The 17,221-nt window shown below is 69.0% G+C and carries 12 protein-coding genes and 8 pseudogenes; 8 read left to right on the forward strand and 12 right to left on the reverse strand.

Annotated elements, in window-relative coordinates; all coding sequences use genetic code 11:
* The first annotated feature begins 11 nt into the window (after positions 1-11).
* Positions 12-1,068: pseudogene (gene holA, locus LRS10_RS06720) on the forward strand (DNA polymerase III subunit delta).
* Positions 1,069-1,108: 40 nt separating this feature from the next.
* Here the strand turns inward: holA and LRS10_RS06725 are convergent.
* From LRS10_RS06725 to LRS10_RS06750, 8 genes and pseudogenes are all read right to left on the reverse strand, one after another.
* Entirely contained in the window at positions 1,109-1,984 is an 876-nt protein-coding gene (locus LRS10_RS06725; protein ID WP_257836578.1) for a ParB/RepB/Spo0J family partition protein, read from the reverse strand.
* Between the two features lie 6 nt (positions 1,985-1,990).
* The gene (locus LRS10_RS06730; protein WP_257836579.1) at positions 1,991-2,818 is read right to left on the reverse strand and encodes a ParA family protein; all 828 of its coding nucleotides are present in this window, start codon (positions 2,816-2,818) and stop codon (positions 1,991-1,993) included.
* On the reverse strand, positions 2,802-3,443 hold the full coding sequence (rsmG, locus tag LRS10_RS06735) for a 16S rRNA (guanine(527)-N(7))-methyltransferase RsmG (RefSeq protein WP_257836580.1): 642 nt from the start codon (positions 3,441-3,443) through the stop codon (positions 2,802-2,804). Before rsmG ends, LRS10_RS06730 begins: the two co-directional genes overlap by 17 nt.
* A pseudogene (gene mnmG, locus LRS10_RS06740) lies at positions 3,443-5,292 on the reverse strand (tRNA uridine-5-carboxymethylaminomethyl(34) synthesis enzyme MnmG). Before mnmG ends, rsmG begins: the two are co-directional and overlap by 1 nt.
* A gap of 89 nt (positions 5,293-5,381) precedes the next feature.
* A complete protein-coding gene (locus LRS10_RS24980) occupies positions 5,382-5,831 on the reverse strand; it encodes a hypothetical protein (protein WP_374570930.1) in 450 nt (149 codons plus the stop codon).
* A 35-nt stretch (positions 5,832-5,866) separates the two neighbouring features.
* A pseudogene (locus LRS10_RS24985) lies at positions 5,867-6,034 on the reverse strand (GTPase); the annotation flags it as partial.
* 22 nt (positions 6,035-6,056) lie between these two features.
* Positions 6,057-6,722, reverse strand: a pseudogene (locus LRS10_RS24990) (tRNA uridine-5-carboxymethylaminomethyl(34) synthesis GTPase MnmE); the annotation flags it as partial.
* Complete coding sequence (locus LRS10_RS06750) at positions 6,719-6,961, reverse strand: DUF6489 family protein (protein WP_257836581.1); 243 nt, start codon at positions 6,959-6,961, stop codon at positions 6,719-6,721. The gene LRS10_RS06750 and the pseudogene LRS10_RS24990, both read right to left, overlap by 4 nt.
* Before the next feature lie 96 nt (positions 6,962-7,057).
* Between LRS10_RS06750 and LRS10_RS06755 the strand changes: the two genes are divergently transcribed.
* Both LRS10_RS06755 and LRS10_RS06760 read left to right on the forward strand, forming a co-directional pair.
* The gene (locus LRS10_RS06755; RefSeq protein ID WP_257836582.1) at positions 7,058-7,753 is read left to right on the forward strand and encodes a dienelactone hydrolase family protein; all 696 of its coding nucleotides are present in this window, start codon (positions 7,058-7,060) and stop codon (positions 7,751-7,753) included.
* A pseudogene (locus LRS10_RS06760) lies at positions 7,753-8,722 on the forward strand (quinone oxidoreductase). The gene LRS10_RS06755 and the pseudogene LRS10_RS06760 overlap by 1 nt, the downstream one beginning before the upstream one ends.
* A 141-nt stretch (positions 8,723-8,863) precedes the next feature.
* On the opposite strand, the gene rho reads toward LRS10_RS06760, so the two are convergent.
* From rho to hemE, 4 genes are all read right to left on the reverse strand, one after another.
* Positions 8,864-10,297, reverse strand: coding sequence for a transcription termination factor Rho (gene rho / locus LRS10_RS06765; protein WP_257836583.1), 1,434 nt, complete (start codon positions 10,295-10,297; stop codon positions 8,864-8,866).
* A gap of 238 nt (positions 10,298-10,535) precedes the next feature.
* Positions 10,536-10,997 carry a CopD family protein gene (locus LRS10_RS06770; protein WP_257836584.1) on the reverse strand — a complete coding sequence of 154 codons (462 nt, stop codon included), beginning with the start codon at positions 10,995-10,997 and terminating at the stop codon, positions 10,536-10,538.
* A complete protein-coding gene (hemH, locus tag LRS10_RS06775) occupies positions 10,997-12,034 on the reverse strand; it encodes a ferrochelatase (protein WP_257836585.1) in 1,038 nt (345 codons plus the stop codon). The genes LRS10_RS06770 and hemH overlap by 1 nt, the downstream gene beginning before the upstream one ends.
* Positions 12,031-13,071, reverse strand: a complete 1,041-nt coding sequence (gene hemE, locus LRS10_RS06780; protein ID WP_257836586.1) for a uroporphyrinogen decarboxylase — start codon at positions 13,069-13,071, stop codon at positions 12,031-12,033. The genes hemH and hemE overlap by 4 nt, the downstream gene beginning before the upstream one ends.
* Before the next feature lie 473 nt (positions 13,072-13,544).
* On the opposite strand from hemE, the pseudogene LRS10_RS06785 reads away from it, so the two are divergent.
* The 5 genes and pseudogenes from LRS10_RS06785 to dnaQ all read left to right on the forward strand — a co-directional run bounded on the left by LRS10_RS06785 (position 13,545) and on the right by dnaQ (position 17,201).
* Positions 13,545-14,427, forward strand: a pseudogene (locus LRS10_RS06785) (pyruvate, water dikinase regulatory protein).
* Positions 14,424-15,019 (forward strand): annotated as a pseudogene (locus LRS10_RS06790) (nucleoside triphosphate pyrophosphatase). Before LRS10_RS06785 ends, LRS10_RS06790 begins: the two co-directional pseudogenes overlap by 4 nt.
* Positions 15,016-15,871 (forward strand): annotated as a pseudogene (gene aroE, locus LRS10_RS06795) (shikimate dehydrogenase). The pseudogenes LRS10_RS06790 and aroE overlap by 4 nt, the downstream one beginning before the upstream one ends.
* The gene (coaE, locus tag LRS10_RS06800) at positions 15,868-16,464 is read left to right on the forward strand and encodes a dephospho-CoA kinase (protein WP_257836587.1); all 597 of its coding nucleotides are present in this window, start codon (positions 15,868-15,870) and stop codon (positions 16,462-16,464) included. Before aroE ends, coaE begins: the two are co-directional and overlap by 4 nt.
* A gap of 32 nt (positions 16,465-16,496) precedes the next feature.
* On the forward strand, positions 16,497-17,201 hold the full coding sequence (gene dnaQ, locus LRS10_RS06805; RefSeq protein ID WP_257836588.1) for a DNA polymerase III subunit epsilon: 705 nt from the start codon (positions 16,497-16,499) through the stop codon (positions 17,199-17,201).
* Positions 17,202-17,221: the final 20 nt, after the last annotated feature.

A 17,221-nucleotide genomic window follows, 5' to 3' on the forward strand; every position in this document is an offset into this window, starting at 1 on the left:
GGCCCCCGCCCGTGATCCTCAGCCGCCGGCCTGACATCGAGCGGTTCATCGGCAAGCCCGACGCCGCCGTCCGCGCGGCGGTGATCTATGGCCGCGACCTGGGCGTGGTGCGCGACCGCGGCCATGCGCTGGCGGCCAAGATCGTCCCCAACCCGGACGATCCCTTCGATGTCGCCATCCTCACGGAGGCCGACGTCGCAGACGATCCGCCGCGGCTCGAGGGCGAGCTTGCGGCGCAGTCGCTGATGGGCGGCCGCCGCCTCGTGCGCCTGCGCCTCTCCAACGAGAAGCCCGCCGCCGTCGACAAGGCGGTGGCCGAGGCCCTGGAGCGCCACGCGGCCGGCGAGCTCAACCCGGACGCCTTCTTCCTCATCGAGGCCGGGAATCTCGAGCGCAGCTCCCGCGCTGCGGAAGACCGGCGAGAAGGCTGCCGCCTGCGCCGTCATCCCCTGCTACGAGGACGAACCCGGCGACGTCGCGCGCCTCGTGCGCGAGCTGCTGGCGCGGGACGGGGTGTCCCTCAACGCCGACGCCCTGCAGATGTTCGTCCAGCGGCTGCCCAAGGAGCGCGGCGTCGCCAGGCAGGAGATCGAGCGGCTGGCGCTCTATCTCGGGCCGGGCAGCGGCGCGACGGCGACGCCGGCGGACCTCGAGGGCTTCCTGGGCGTCGAGCCCGAGGCCTCGCTGTTCGACGCGGCGGCCGACGCCTTCGGCGGCCGCCTCGCCGACGCGCAAGCCGGCCTGCGCCGCGCCGCCCAGGAGGGCGAGAGCGGCCCCGCCGCCGTCCGCGCCATCGGCATGCACCTGGGCAAGCTGCGCCGCACGCTCACCCTCGCCAAGGCCGGCGCCGGCCTGCAGGAAGCCGCCAAGGCCTCCGGCGTCTTCTGGAAACAGGAACGCGAGTTCCTCCGCCAGGCCCGCGCCTGGAGCCTGGAGGAGCTCGACCGCATCCAGCCCGAGGTGCTGGCCGCCGACAAGGCCTGCAAGACCGCCGGCAGCCCCGACCGCCTCATCGCCGAACGCCTCGCGCTCACCGTCGCCGGCCGGGCAAGGCGGCTGGGGTTGTAGCTCAATCAATCCCTCCCCTTCATGGGGAAGGAAAGCGGATCTACCACTTCGTCAGGCGGCGGCAGATCTCGTCCAGCTGCTCCAGGGTTGCGTAGCGGATCTTCAGCTCGCCGGCGCCGCCGCGGTCGGCGATGTCGACGCTCATGCCCAACGCGTCCTCGAGGTCGGCTTCCAGCGCCGCGGTGTCCGCATCCTTCGAACGCTTCGGCCCGCTGGCCTTCTTCGCGCCCTCCCCGCCCACGGGGCCTTGCGGCTTCGCCAGCGCCTCGGCGTCGCGCACCGAGAGGCCCTTGTCGATGATCTGCTCGGCGAGCGCTTCGGGATCGCCCGAGGTCAGCAGCGCCCGGGCGTGGCCCGCCGTCAGCTTGCCGGTCACCACGTACTGCTGCACCCGCTCGGGCAGCTGCAGCAGGCGCATGGTGTTGGCCACGTGGCTGCGGCTCTTGCCGACCCGCTCGGCGGCCTGCTCCTGGGTATAGGCCATCCGCCCCATCAGCGCGGAATAGGCCCGGGCCTCCTCCATGGCGTTGAGGTCGGCGCGCTGGACGTTCTCCACGACCGCGATCTCGAACGACAGGTTGTCGTCCACGTTGCGCACCAGGGCCGGGATCGCGTGCAGGCCCGCCTTCTGGCTCGCCCGCCAGCGGCGCTCGCCGGCGACGATCTCGAACTCGCCCGGCGTCTTCGGCGAGGGGCGCACCAGGATCGGCTGCAGCACGCCGCGTTCCCGGATCGAGGCTTCCAGCTCGGCGATCTCGGCGTCCGAGAAGTGCTGGCGCGGCTGGTCGACGTTGCGGTGGATCAGCTCGATCGGGATTTCCCGCACGCCGGCCTGCGGATCGGCCGCATGCTCGATCTCCTCGGCCTCGCCCAGCAGGGCCGAAAGGCCCCGCCCCAGTCCACGCTTCTCCGCCATGTCGTCCTAGCTCACCGCTTCCGCTTGCGACCGCTTCCGGCGCTCTCGCTCGCGCAGCACCACCTCACGCGCGAGCTTCAGATAGGCCTGGCTGCCGGCGCACTTCAGGTCGTAGACCAGCACCGGACGGCCGAACGACGGCGCCTCCGAGACCCGCACGTTGCGGGGGATCACCGTCTGATAGACCGTGTCGCCGAAGTGGGCGCGGACGTCGCCCGCCACCTGCTCCGACAGCGAATTGCGCCGGTCGTACATCGTCAGGATGACGCCCTGGATCTCCAGCGCCGGATTGAGGCTGCCGCGAACGAGATCGACGGTGCGCATCAGCTGGGTCAGCCCTTCCAGGGCGAAGAACTCGCACTGCAGCGGCACCAGCACGGCGTCGGCCGCGGCCATGGCGTTGACGGTCAGCAGGTTCAGCGACGGCGGGCAGTCAATCAGGACGTAGGTATAGGCGCCGCTCTCGCGGATGGGGCTCAGCGCGTCCCGGAGCTTGAACGAGCGGCGGGCCTGCTGGCCGAGCTCCAGCTCGACGCCCGACAGGTCCGGATCGGCCGGCACCAGGTCGAGGCCGGGGACCGAGGTCTTCACGACGGCCTCCATCACGGGCTTCTCACCCATCAGCACGTCGTACAGGGTGTTTTTGCGCAAGGCCCGTCCGACGCCGAGGCCGGTGGAGGCGTTGCCCTGCGGGTCGCTGTCGACCAGCAGCACCTTTTCGCCGACCGCGGCCAGGGCCGTGCCGAGGTTGATGGCCGTGGTGGTCTTGCCGACGCCGCCCTTCTGGTTGGCGACGACCAGGATACGCAAAGGTCTGTCAGACTTTACGGCCACGGCCCCGCTCCCGTCCCAGACTCTTCACCCGCACGATGCGGCCCCGCTCGTCACTCTTCGACGGTATGACATCCGCCTCGAATTCCCAAGATCTAGCGGCCTCGCTCATTTCGGCTGCTACATCTTGTCCCTTCAGGAAAAGCCCGGTCGCACCGGCCTTCAGGTAGGGCCGGGCATACCCCAACAGCCGCACGAGCGGCGCACAAGCCCGGGCGGTGACGATGTCCACAGCCAAGTCGAGGTTTTCCGCCCTGTCGTTGTGAACCGTGGCGGGCAGGTCGAGCAGGTCGACGATCTCCGCGAGGAACCGGCAGCGCTTGGCCATGCTCTCCACGAGGTGGACGTGGAACCCCTCACGGCCCTTCCCAAGGATCGCAAGCACGAGTCCCGGAAAGCCGGCGCCGGCCCCCAGGTCCGCCCAGACGAGGGCCTCCGGCGCCAGCCGCAGCAGCTGGGCGCTGTCCCACGCGTGGCGGTTCCAGAAGTCCGGGATCGTCTTCGGGCCGACGAGGTTCATCACCTCATTGCCGGCCGTCAGCTTCTCCAGGAACCGGCTCAGGTCGGCGACCTGGGCCTCGGTCGCGCCGGTGGCGGCGGCGAAGCTCTCCGCGTCGGTGACGACCATCAGGCGGCGCGGCGACGAACGTGGGCGAGCAGCGCCGTCAGGGGCCTGGGGTGACGCCCTCGATACGCCCGGCCTGGCCCAGCGTCAGCGGCCGCACCGTCGCCAGCTTCTCGCGCACCTCGTTCGACAGCCCGCCGATGGCCGCGTAGTCCAGATCAGCCGGGAGCCGCAGGTCCTCGTCCCGACGCATGGCCTCGGCGTCGGCGGCCTGGCGATCCAGATAGCCGGCGTAGGACGCGTCGATCTCCACCTGCTCGCGCACGGCCGGCGACCACTCGCCGATCTGCGGCCAGATGCGGGCCAGGTCTCCGAAGGCGATGGTCGGATAGGCGAGCAGCTGCAGCAGGTCCCGACGCTGACCGTCGGCCTTCACCGGCAGCCCGGCCTTCTGCGCCTCCTGGGGCGTGAGCTTGAGTTCCTGCGCCAGAGCCCGCGCGCCGGCGAGTTCGCGCTGTTTCACGTGAAACACGCCGGCCCGGCTGGACCCCACGACGCCCAGGTCGATGCCCTTGCCGGTGAGCCGCTGGTCGGCGTTGTCGGCGCGCAGCGTCAGCCGGAACTCGGCCCGGCTGGTGAACATGCGATAGGGCTCGGTGACGCCGCGGGTCACCAGGTCGTCGATCAGCACGCCGATATAGGCCTCGTCCCGGGCGAACTGGGCGGGCTCGGCGCCCGAGGCGGCGCGGGCGGCGTTGAGGCCGGCGACAAGGCCCTGGGCGCCGGCCTCCTCATAGCCCGTGGTGCCGTTGATCTGGCCGGCGAGGTACAGGCCCGGCAGGCGCTTCACCTCAAGCGTCGGATAGAGCTCGCGCGGATCGACGTAGTCGTATTCGATCGCATAGCCGTGGCGCTTCACCACCACCTGCTCCAGCCCGGGGATGGTCCGCAGGAACAGGTCCTGCGTCTCGGTCGAGACCGACGTCGAGATCCCGTTTGGATACACCGTCGTGTCGTCCAGGCCTTCGGGCTCGAGGAAGATCTGGTGGCTGGTCTTGTCGCGGAACCTGACCACCTTGTCCTCGATGGACGGGCAGTAGCGCGGGCCGCGGCCCGACACCCGGCCGCCATAGACGGCGCTCTCCTCGAGCCGCTCGGCGATGATCCGGTGGGTCTCTTCCGTCGTGTAGGTGATGCCGCACTGGATCTGCGGCACGGTGATCCTGTCGGTCAGGAACGAGAACGGGATCGGCTCGTCGTCGGCCGACTGCATCTCAAGCCGGTCCCAGGCGATGGTCGAGCCGTCAAGCCGCGCGGGCGTGCCGGTCTTCAGCCGCCCCATGTTGAGGCCGAGCGCATAGAGCCGGTCCGACAATCCGATGGCCGGCTGGTCGCCGATGCGGCCTGCGGGGATGCGGGTCTCACCCTGGTGGATGACGCCCTTCAGGAAGGTGCCCGTGGTCAGCACCACCCGGCCGGCGGAATAGGCCTCGCCGCTCGCTCCGACGACGCCGGTGACATGGCCGCCGTCGACCAGCAGGTCCTCGACCGCCTCGGCCTTGATCGTAAGGTTCGGCGTGGCGGCGAGCTCCGCCTGCATGGCCTCGCGATAGAGCTTGCGGTCGATCTGCGAGCGCGGGCCGCGAACAGCGGCGCCTTTCGAGCGGTTGAGCATCCGGAACTGGATGCCGGCCTGATCCGCCAGCCGGCCCATGACGCCGTCCAGGGCATCGATCTCCCGCACGAGATGGCCTTTCCCCAGGCCGCCGATGGCCGGGTTGCAGCTCATCTCGCCGATCGTCTCGATCTTGTGAGTCAGCAGCAGCGTGCGCGCGCCAAAGCGCGCCGCGGCGGCAGCCGCCTCGCAGCCGGCGTGTCCGCCGCCAATGACGATGACATCCCACTGGGTCATGAGGCGGCTCATATAGGGGAAGAGCGCCCGTGTTTCACGTGAAACGTCGCCGCGCACCCCGGGGTGGGTGTTTCACGTGAAACACCAACTCACTTGCCAATGCAGAAGGTCGAGAAGATCCGGCCCAGCACCGCCTCCGGATCGATGCGGCCGGTGATCCGGTCCAGCGCCCGTGCGGCCAGCCGCACGTCCTCGGCGGCGAGCTCGAGCGCCTCATCCTGCTGCAAGGCATGGCGCAGCCGCTGCGCCGCCTCCGCCAGCAGCTCCTTGTGCCGCAGCCGCGTGGCCGCCGGCGGCTCCGCCCCCGCCCAGGGCCTCGACGATCCGCTCGGTGAGCAGCCGCCGGATCCAGGCAACGTCGCTCGGACCCTTGGCCGTGATCTCGGCCGACGGGATGTCCATCCGACGCGCGACCTCGGCGGCCCAGGGCGCCGGCTGGCCCCACCGGCTGATCGCGCTTGGTGATCAGGCAGATATCGCCCTGCCCGACCTCGTCCGGCAGACCCGGCAGCTCGGACGACGACCCGTCCACCAGCCACAGCCGCAAATCTGCGCCCTCGGCCCAGGCCCGCGCCCGGCGGACGCCTTCGGCCTCGATCTCTTCCTCGGTGTCGCGAATGCCGGCGGTGTCGGCCAGCAGCGCCTTGTAGCCGCCCAGCACCAGCGGGACTTCGATGACGTCCCGGGTCGTGCCGGCGTGCGGCGTCACAATCGCGACATCCCGCTCGACGAGCGCGTTCAACAGCGTGCTTTTCCCGGCGTTCGGCGCCCCCCACCAGCGCGATGCGGTAGCCCTCCCGCACGCGCTCGCCCCGGTCGGCGTCGGCGATGTTCTTGTCGATGTCGCGGATCAGGGCTTCCAGCACGGGCCCCGCCCGCGCCGCGACGTCGGCCGGCACCTCCTCGTCCGGAAAATCCACCGCCGCCTCGAACATGGCCAGGGCCTCGGTCAGGGCGTCCGACCATCGGGCCTGCACCTGCGAGAGGCGCCCGCCCAGCTGCTCGAGCGCCTGGCGCCGCTGTTGCTCGGTCTCCGCATCGATCAGGTCCGCCACGCCTTCGGCCTGCGCGAGGTCGAGCTTGCCGTTCTCGAAGGCCCGCCGGGTGAACTCCCCCGGCTCCGCCAGCCGCAGCCCCGACGCCGCCAAGGCCTCGACCAGGGCGCCGACCACCGCCGTGCCGCCGTGCACGTGGAACTCGGCGGCGTCCTCGCCGGTGTAGCTGGCCGGGCCCTCGAAGAAGAGCACCAGCGCCTGGTCGATCTCGCGGCCGTCACCGTCGCGCAGCCGGCGCACGGAGGCCAGCCGCGGTTCGGGAACCGAGCCCGCAAGCGCCTCGACCGACCGCCGCGCGTCCGGGCCGGAGACCCGCACCACCGCCACCGCCGCGCGGCCCGCGGCCGTCGCCGGCGCGAAGATGGTGTCGGTCATTCCTTGGGCGTGGACCCGCCGAGGCCCGCTTCCATCATCTTGCGGAACTGCTCCTGGGCGCCGGTCCCGAAGCTCATCCAGTTCTTCATGAATTCCTCGGGCGACAGCAGCTGGATGTTGGCGTCGATCCGCTTGCTCATCTCCTGGACGAGGTGGTCGTTCAGGCCGCTCACGTCCGGCAGGCCCAGGAAGCGCCGCGCCTCCTCCGGCGTGCAGTCCACCTCGATCGTCATCTTCATGGCGTCTTGCCCTCGTACTGGAGTTCCATATGGCCGCGAGGGGCCGTCGCTTGCTAGTACCCTTGGCCGAAGGGCCTTGCATACGGGAGACCACACATGGGCGAACGCACCACCATCACCGCGCCGGACGGCGGCAGCTTCAGCGCCTACGTGGCCCGGCCATCGGTCGACAAGGCGCCGGCCGTCGTGGTGATCCAGGAGATCTTCGGCGTGAACAAGGTGATGCGCGACATCGCCGATGACCTCGCCGCACAGGGCTATCTCGCCATCTGCCCCGACCTATTCTGGCGGATCGAGCCGGGCATCGACATCACCGACCAGTCGGAAGCGGAGTGGAAGAAGGCCTTCGAGCTGTTCAACGCCTTCGACGTCGACCAGGGCGTGAAGGACATCGCCGCCACCATCAAGGCCGTCCGCGCCGGTCCGCAGTGCAGCGGCAAGGTCGGCGCCGTCGGCTTCTGCCTGGGCGGCTTGCTGGCTTTCCTGACCGCCACCCGCACCGACGCCGACGCCTCCGTCTCCTACTACGGCGTCGGCATCGAGAACCGCGTCGGCGAGGCTGAGAAGCTGACCCGCCCGCTGCTGATGCATGTGGCCGAGGAGGACCAGTTCGTCCCGAAGGAAGCCCAGGCGGTCTTACTTCAGGCGCTCGCGAACCACCCGCAGGTCGAACTCCACACCTACCCAGGGCGTGACCACGCCTTCGCACGCAAGGGCGGAGAGCACTACCACGAGGCCGACGCCGGTCAGGCCAACGCCCGAACCGCCGCCTTCTTCAAGGCCAACCTGTAATGCGCGCCGTCCAGTTCGCTCGTACGGGCGGGCCCGAAGTGCTGGAGCTGGTGGAGGTCGACACACCCTCCCCGGCGCCCGGCCAGGTGCTCATCCGCCATGAGGCGATCGGCATCAACTTCATCGACACCTACCACCGCAGCGGCCTCTATCCCGTGAAGCTGCCGCAGACGCCCGGCGGCGAGGCGGCCGGCGTGGTCGAGGCGATCGGCGAAGGCGTCACTCGGTTCAAGGTCGGCGACCGGGCGGCCTATTCCGGCGGCTTCGGCGGCTATGCCGAGGCCAATGTCGTGGCGGCCGACCGGGCGGTGAAGATCCCCGGACGGCGTGGACAGCCGCACCGCCGCGGCGTCGCTGCTGAAGGGCATGACCGTCGAGGCGTTCGTCCGGCGGTGCTACCCGGTCCGGGCTGGTCAGACCGTGCTGGTGCACGCCGCGGCCGGCGGTGTGGGCCAGATCATGGTCCAATGGCTGAAGGCCGTCGGCGCCGAGGTGATCGCCACGGTTGGCTCCGAGGCCAAAGCCGTCCGGGCCCGCGGGCTCGGGGCCGACCATGTCATCCTCTATCGCGAGCAGGACGTGGCCGCGGAGGTTCGGCGGATCACCGGCGGCAAGGGCGTGCCGGTCGCCTACGACTCGGTAGGCAAGGACACTTTCGAAGGCACTCTGAACAGCCTCGCCCGCCGCGGCTGGTTCGTCGCGTTCGGAAACGCGTCCGGTCCGGCCCCGCCGGTCGATCCGATCCGCCTGATGCGGGGCGGCAGCCTGGTGTTCACCCGGCCGACGCTGTTCGACTACATCGTCACGACCGAGGAACTCGACGCCAGCGCCGCGGCGCTGTTCGAGATGATCGGCTCGGGTCGGGTGAAGATCGAGATCGGCCAGACCTTCAAGCTCGAGGACGCCCGCGCAGCGCACGAGGCGCTCGAGCGCCGCGACACGGTCGGCGCAAGCCTGCTGATCCCCTGAAAACGGCCCTGTCTGTCGCGCAGGGAGACGTACCGATGCGCGGCCGGCGGAGTTAATTTCGCCACAGAGCCGATTTGCCAAAACAAAGGGGCTTCGGTCTCCCGAAGCCCCTGAAAATCCTCATCTTTCCAGATGACGCCGTTAGGTGTTCATCGACTGGAAGAAGTCGTCGTTGTTCTTCGACTGCCGCAGCTTGTCGAGCAGGAACTCGATCGCGTCCTGTGCGCCCATCGGGTTCAGGATGCGGCGCAGGATGTAGGTCTTCTGGAGATGATCCTTCGGCGTGATCAGCTCCTCCTTCCGGGTGCCGGACTTCAGCACGTCGATGGCCGGGTAGATCCGCTTGTCGGCCACCTTCCGGTCCAGGACGATTTCCGAGTTACCGGTGCCCTTGAACTCTTCGAAGATGACTTCGTCCATCCGGCTGCCGGTATCGATCAGGGCCGTGGCGATGATCGTCAGCGAGCCGCCCTCCTCGATGTTCCGGGCGGCGCCGAAGAACCGCTTCGGACGCTGTAGGGCATTGGCGTCGACACCGCCGGTCAGCACCTTCCCCGACGACGGGACGACGGTGTTGTAGGCGCGGCCGAGACGGGTGACCGAGTCCAGCAGGATGACCACGTCGCGCTTGTGCTCGACCAGGCGCTTGGCCTTCTCGATGACCATCTCAGCCACCTGCACGTGGCGGGTCGCGGGCTCGTCGAAGGTCGAGGAGATGACCTCACCCTTCACCGTGCGCTGCATATCCGTGACTTCTTCCGGGCGCTCGTCGATCAGCAGGACGATGAGATAGCACTCAGGATGGTTGGTCTCGATCGACTTGGCGATGTTCTGCAGCATCACCGTCTTGCCGACACGCGGCGGCGCGGTGATCAGGCAGCGCTGGCCCTTGCCCAGCGGAGCAACGATGTCGATCACCCGGCCCGAACGATCCTTCAGCGTCGGATCATCGATCTCCATCTTCAGCCGCTCATCCGGGTAGAGCGGCGTCAGGTTGTCGAACAGCACCTTGTGCCGCACGCTCTCGGGCGTCTCGAAGTTGATCTGGGTGACAGCCACCAGCGCGAAGTAGCGCTCGCCCTCGCGCGGGGCGCGCACCGCGCCGACGACCGAATCGCCGGTGCGCAGGCCGAACTTCCGGATCTGCGACGGGCTGACGTAGATGTCGTCCGGGCCCGGAAGGTAGTTGGCTTCCGGCGAGCGCAAGAAGCCGAAGCCGTCCTGCACCACTTCCAGGGTGCCGGACCCCGAGATCTCGACGCCTTCTTCGGCCAGCGTCTTGAGGATGGCGAACATCATGTCCTGCTTGCGCATGGAGTTCGCGTTCTCGACCTCCATCTTCTCGGCGAAGGCGAGCAGATCGGCGGGCGATTTGTCCTTCAGTTCCTGAAGGCTCATCTGTGACAGGCCCATTGCGGCGATGGCTTTGGCGGCCTCGCTGGGCTCGTCGTCAGCCTCGGCTTCCGGACCGGCGTCTTCCACCTGCGCGTCGGCGGCGTCCGCGACAGCTTCGGTCTCGATGACGTCCGTTTCCGAAACTTCGGCTTCAGGTGTGTCTTGGGTTTCGTCTTGCATTTTTGATTTCGCTTAGCAATTCACCCGAGCCCGGACGCAATCCGGGCGGGTGCTGGTGAAACGTGCGGGCGCCCTGTTCGGACACCGTTGTGGATTTCGGGAGCCGGACCGCTGCGCGTGAAAGCCGCGCGGGTCGGCGAAAAGGCGGGGCGCGCCGCTCGTCGCGACGCGTGCGGTCAGCAGGACCACATGCGGCCGGGGCGGTCAAGGCGCCGGAGGCCGCAGCCCATAGATGGGATCAGCGCGCGCCGAATTCCAGAACCACCGCCAGGACGGCCACCACCGCCAGGAGGAAGGGGATTTCGTTGGTCGCCCGCCAGAACCTGGCCGACTTAGGCCGCTCCCCAGCGGCGATGCGCTTGCGCGACTTCGAGAGGAAGCCGTGCCAGCCGGACAGGATGATGACCACCGCCAGTTTCACCAGGATCCAGGGTTGCAGCAGGAAGTCCCACCCTCGGCCTGCCACGAAGATGTGGAAATAGAGCAGACCGACCCCCAGGATCCACGTCACGGCCATGGCCGGATTGATGATGATCCGAAGGAGCTTCTCCTCCCACACCTTGAAGTGGGCGTCGAACTCGCTGCCCGGCGGCGCGGTCTCGGTGTGGTAGGCGTAGAGCCTCGGCAGGTACATCATGCCCGACATCCAGGCGATGACCGCGATGATGTGCAGCGCGCGCAGCGCATTGTACCAATCCATCAGGCCGCCCTCCCCGACACGTCGCCGTTCCGACAGGCGCACTTTCCATACTCCGCCGGGCACAACCAAGGCCCGAATGGCGCGGCGCCGGGCGGCGCCTGCTCCACCGCATCGGCGAGGGTGGCGATGAAGCCCGGCATGACCCGCGGCGTCGGCGCGCGGAGGTACGGCGCGACACCATTCTCCTTGGCCAGCTGGGCGTACTCATGGTCAAGCTCGACGAGGGTCTCGACGTGCTCGGAGACGAAGGCGATCGGGCAGATCAGCAGGCCCTTGCCGTCCGCACTCGCCTTCTGGATCTCGTCCTCTGTCGAGGGCTCCAGCCACTTCAACCGGCCGACCCGGCTCTGGAAGCTGACGCGCCAGTCGGCGAACTCCGGCAACAACGCGGCCACGGACTCGGCGGTCGCCCGCACCTGGGCTTCGTAGGGATCCCCGGCGTCCACCACCTTCTGCGGCAGACCGTGGGCCGAGAACAGCAGACGGACATTGGCCGGCCGGCCGGCGGCCTCCCAGGTCTGGCGAATGCCGTCGGCATAGGCCTGCGCGACGCCGGGTGCGTTCGGGTAGCAGCCGATGGTCCGGCTGCGGCCCGGCCCTCTGTAGGCTCGCAACCAGTCCCTGACTGACGAAGCCGTCGTCGTCGTCGAGAACTGCGGATAGAGCGGCAGCAGCACGATCTCGTCCGGGGCGAAGGCGGCCACCTGCTTCGCCGTCTCGTCGGCGCGAGGCTTCCAGTACCGCATTGAGATGAAGACGCGAGTTTCGACGCCCGGCGTCCGGCGGGCCAATTCGGCCTCCAGCGCCCGGGCCTGCGCTTCCGTCTCCGGCAGCAACGGCGAGCGGCCGCCCATGATCGCGTAGTTGGCCTGGGCGGTCCTCTCGCGGATGGTCGAGATCAGGGCGGCCAGGGCGTAGCGCGCCGGCGCCGGCAGCTGGATGATGGCCGGATCCCGGAAGAGGTTGAACAGGAAAGGCTTCACCGCCCTGAGGCTGTCCGGGCCTCCCAGGTTGAAGAGGACGACAGCCCGTCTCATGTTCTGACCGGTTTGCCCGTCACCCGGCCCACGGTCCGGGCGATGTGCTCGATCGGGGTGTCCGGCATGACGCCATGGCCCAGGTTGAAGATCCAGGGGCCGTCACCCCACTGCGCCAGCAGCTGCTCGACGCGCGCGTCCAGCGCCGGCCCGCCCTGGCGCAGCAGCAGATTGTCCAGCGCGCCCTGGATACAGCGCCCTTGCGCCTGCAGCCTGCGGCCAAGCGCGGCCGTCGCCTGGGTGTCGAGCGCGATGCCGTTCACCGGGACCGCCTCGGCGTAGTTCTCGACTTGCGCCCCGGCGCCGCGTGGAAACCCGATGATCGGCGCGGTGACGCCGGCAGCCCGCACCTTCTCGACGATGGCGGCGTGCGGACGCACCACGATCCGCTCGAAGACCTCTTCCGACAGCCCCTCGGCCCAGCTCTCGAACAGCTTCAGCGCCTGGGCGCCCGCCTTGGCCTGCATGACCAGGTAACGGGCGGTCGCTTCCACCAGCACGTCGAGCAGGGCGTCCAGCTTCTCGGGCTCGGCGTAGGCGAAGGCGCGGGCCTCCTCGCGCTGCGAGCCGCGGCCTTCCAGCATGTAGGTGGCCACCGTCCAGGGCGCGCCGGCGAAGCCGATGAGGGCGCGGTCGGGCTCGAGCTCGGCGCGGACGCGGGAGAGTGTCTCGCCAACGGCGGAGAGCCGCCCTGTGGACGCCTCGATCTGGTCGCGCAGGGACTCGATCGGCGGCAGCGGCTCGAGCTTCGGTCCCTCGCCGGCCTCGAACCAGACCTTCTGGCCGAGCGCCAGCGGGATCAGCAGGATGTCGGCGAAGACGATGGCCCCATCCATCGGGAAGCGCCGCATGGGCTGCAGCGTCGCCTCGGCGGCCATCTCCGGATGCAGGCAGAAGGCGATGAAGTCGGGGGCCTTGGCCCGCAGCGCGCGATATTCGGGAAGCGAACGCCCCGCTTGCCGCATGAACCAGATCGGGGGCCGGTCCTGCGGCTCGCCCTGAAGGGCCCGCAGGAGCTTGGGAGTGGGTTCGCTCATCGGGAGCCTTAAAGCGCGCCAGCCCCGCCGGCTCAAGCCCGGCCCGGGATGCCTCCTCTTCTCTTCAATCCTTAAGAATCTTGAAATGGGATGAGGAAGGAGAGGCTGAGCCTGTCGAGGACGTGGATAAGTGGATTGTCCCTGCGACGTTGGGTGCGTTGTCCCCAGCTCATCCCGACCCCGCCGCGAAAGTTCTCCCGTCCTGTGGATCGCGGGGATCGCCGGCCAACCCCTCGGCGCTTGTTAGGATTTCATTAACCGGTCCGGGGACGACCGGGCGCCGGGCGGTCGATTATCGACGCCTGTCGACATCCCGCGCCATAACGAAGCCGGGCCGTCCGACCCTGTTGGTTAAGGAAGCGTAAACCGCCCTTTTTCTCCCGCCCGTCCACCGCGACCTGGGACGCGCCCGCAGCGCGCGGCGCCTATCCCCATCAGCGCTCCCGTTCGCTAAGAGGAGGTCCACAGATTTCATCCCCAACTTCCTGGGTGCGACGGATTTGCCGACCACGACCCCCCAACGGCTCGCCACCTACTTCCACGTCCACCTGGTGTCGGACTCCACCGGGGAGACATTGAACGCGATGGCGCGTGCGGTGTGCGCCCGCTTCGAGAATGTGCTGCCGATCGAGCACATCTACGCCCTGGTCCGTTCGCAGCGGCAGCTGGACCGGGCGCTGAGCGACATCGAGGAGGCCCCGGGGATCGTCCTGCACACCATTGTCGACGACAAGCTGCGACATGCGCTCGAGGAAGGCTGCCGCCGGCTCGACATGCCCTGCATTCCTGCGCTGGATCCGCTGGTCAGCGCCATGCAGCGGTACCTCGGCGCCACCACCACCAGCCGGGTCGGCGCTCACCTGCGGCTGGACAACGACTATTTCAACCGCATGGACGCCCTGAACTACGCCATCGGACATGACGACGGCCAAGGCGGCCAGGACCTCGACCAGGCCGATGTCGTGCTGGTGGGCGTGTCGCGGACGTCGAAAACGCCCACCTGCATCTATCTGGCCCACCGCGGGGTGCGCGCCGCCAACGTGCCGCTGGTGCCAGGGCGCCCCCGTCCCCGAGAAGCTCTTCACGATGAAGAACACGCTGGTCGTGGGCCTCACCATCTCGCCCGACCGGTTGATCCAGATCCGCCGCAACCGGCTTCTCAGCCTGAAGGAGAACCGGGAGTCGACCTACATAGATGTGGAGTCGGTGAGGGAGGAGATCATCCACGCCCGCCGTACCTATGAGCGGAACGGCTGGCCCACGATCGACGTCACCCGTCGCTCGGTGGAGGAGACGGCGGCTGCGGTGCTGAACCTGCTGCACGGCGGCCACGGCCAAGTGGAGGTGCTGGGTTGAGCGATCCTATCATCCTGGCGTCCAAGAGCGCGGCGCGGCGCGCGGTGCTGGAAGGCGCGGGCGTGCCGTTCGAGAGCATCGTCGCCGGCGTCGACGAGGACGCGGTGAAGGCGTCGTTGCTGGCGGAAGGCGCGACGCCGCGCGAGATCGCCGACGCCCTCGCCGAGCTGAAGGCGATCCGGGTCGCCCGCGGCCGGCAGGGTTTCGTCATCGGCTCGGACCAGACGCTCGAGCTCGACGGCCAGCTCTACGACAAGGCCGAGAGCCTCGAGGCCGCCCGCGAGCGGCTCAGGTTGCTCCGGGGCAAGCGGCACAAGCTGCATTCGGCCGTCGTGGTGGCCAAGGACGGCGTGCCGATCTGGCGTGAGGTCGTCACCGCGACGCTTACCATGCGCGAGTTCTCGGACGAGTTCCTGGAGGCCTACCTCGTGAGCGAGGGCGATCAGGCGCTGGGTTCGGTGGGCTGCTACCGACTGGAGGGGCCCGGCGCGCAGCTTTTTCGCGCATCGAAGGCGACTACTTCGCTATTCTGGGCCTGCCGCTGATGGGCCTCCTCGACCTGCTGCGCCGCCACGGAGCTCTCGCCGCATGAAGCCGCCGATCACCGGCCGAACCGTCGTCGCGGGCGTCGCAGGCCAGCCCGTAGAGCATTCCCTGTCGCCCCTGATCCACAACACCTGGCTCGCCGCGGCGGGCATCGACGGTGTCTACGTACCCTTCGCCCCCTGACGCCGACCGCTTCGAGGTGTTCGTCGACGGCCTGCGTGGCGGGGCGATCCGCGGGCTGAACGTCACGATTCCCTTCAAGGAGGTGGCGCTGTCGATCGCCGATACCGTCAGCGAGCGCGCCCGCAAGGCGGCGGCGGCGAACCTGCTGACGTTCGAGCTCGACGGGCGGGTGACCGCCGACAACACCGATGGCGTGGGGCTGCTGGGCGCGCTCGCCGCGCAGGCGCCCGGTTTCGATCCCACGGCCGGGCCCGTCGCCGTCCTAGGCGCGGGCGGCGCTGCGCGCGGCGCGGTGGCGGCGCTCCTGACAGCGGGGACGCCACAGGTCCGCGTCATCAACCGTACGCTTGCCAAGGCCGAAGCCGTGGCGGGCGCCGTGGGCGCCGGCGCCGTCGCGTGCCCCCTCGATGCCGCCGACCAGGCGCTTCAGGGCGTGACGGCGGTGATCAACGCCACATCGGCGGGCCTCTCGGGGCAGCCAGGGCTGAACGTGCCGCTGGATGTGACCCCGGAGACCGCGGTGGTGATGGACATGGTCTACAAGCCTCTGGAGACGCCGTTCCTCTCCGAGGCCAGGCGGCTGGGGCGGCGCACCGTCGACGGGCTGGAGATGCTGATCCGCCAGGCGGCGCCGTCCTTCGAGACCTTCTACGGCGCCGTTGCGCCCTCCGAGCCGGATGTCCGCGCGCTCGCGTTGAAGGCGCTCGGCCAGTGAAAGTGATCGGACTTACCGGCTCCATAGGCATGGGCAAGTCCACCACGGCGGCCATGTTCCGGGAGGCCGGCGTACCCGTTTACGACGCCGACGCCGCCGTACATGACCTCTATGACCAGGGCGGGGCGGCCGTGGCGCCCGTCGGCGCGGCTTTTCCGGGCGTGGTGAAGGACGGTCGCGTCGATCGAGAGGAATTGCGCAAGCGCGTGCTGAGCGATCCGGCGGCCCTGCAGCGGCTCAATGGCATCGTCCATCCCCTGGTCGGCGAGGACCGCATTGGGTTCTTCAAGGCGGCGGAACAGTTGGGCGCGGACATGGTGGTCCTCGACATACCCCTGCTGTTCGAGACCAACGGGCACGAGCGGGTGGACTATGTGGTCGTGGTCTCGGCGCCGCCCGAGATGCAGCGCGAACGCGTCCTGGCGCGTCCCGGCATGACGCCGGAACGCCTCGACGCCATCCTCGCCCAGCAGACGCCTGACGCCGAGAAGCGGGCCCGCGCCCACTTCATCGTCGAGACCGGCAAGGGTCTGGCTCACGCCCGGGAACAGGTGTTCCACATCATCGCTGCGGTGCGCGCTTCCGCCGGTTGAAAATCGAGCGCGAAGCGGGTCATTGAAAGGTCATGGCCCGCGAGATCGTCCTCGACACGGAAACCACCGGCTTCGATCCCAAAACGGGCGACCGCCTGGTCGAACTGGCCTGCCTCGAGATCGAGAGCTTCGTGCCGACCGGCCGGTCGCTCCACGTCTACATAGACCCGTGCCGCGACATGCCGGCCGAGGCGGAGAAGGTGCACGGCCTGTCTACCGCCTTTCTCCGTGGCAAGCCGAGGTTCGAGCATCCCGAGGTGGTCGAAGCCTTCCTCGACTTCATCGGCGACGCACCGCTGATCGCCCACAACGCCGCTTTCGACCGCGGCTTCATCAACTGGGAGCTGGCCAACTGCAGCCGGCAGGAGATCCCGGAGCATCGCTGGGTCGACACCTTGGCCCTGGCCAAGCAGCGTTTCCCGGGCATGCACAATTCGCTGGATGCGTTGTGCAGGCGCTTCAAAATCTCGTTGGCCGAGCGCGAGAAGCACGGCGCGCTGATCGACACCAAGCTGCTGGCGGCGGTCTATCTGGAACTACGGGGCGGCCGCGAGCGCCGGCTGGAGCTGACCTCGGCCGTGGCTGCGGCCGCGGTCCACGCCGCCACCCGCAACGCCTATGGCGCCCGGCCACGGCCGCTGGCGCCGCTCTCCACCGAGGATGAACGCGCCGCGCACGCCGCCTTCATCCGCGAGGTCGTGAAGAGCGAAGAGCTCTGGAAGAAGTTCGGGATCTGATTTCCCTCCCCGATCAAGGG

The organism is Phenylobacterium sp. J426, assembly GCF_024699945.1.
Classification (GTDB): Bacteria; Pseudomonadota; Alphaproteobacteria; order Caulobacterales; family Caulobacteraceae; genus Phenylobacterium.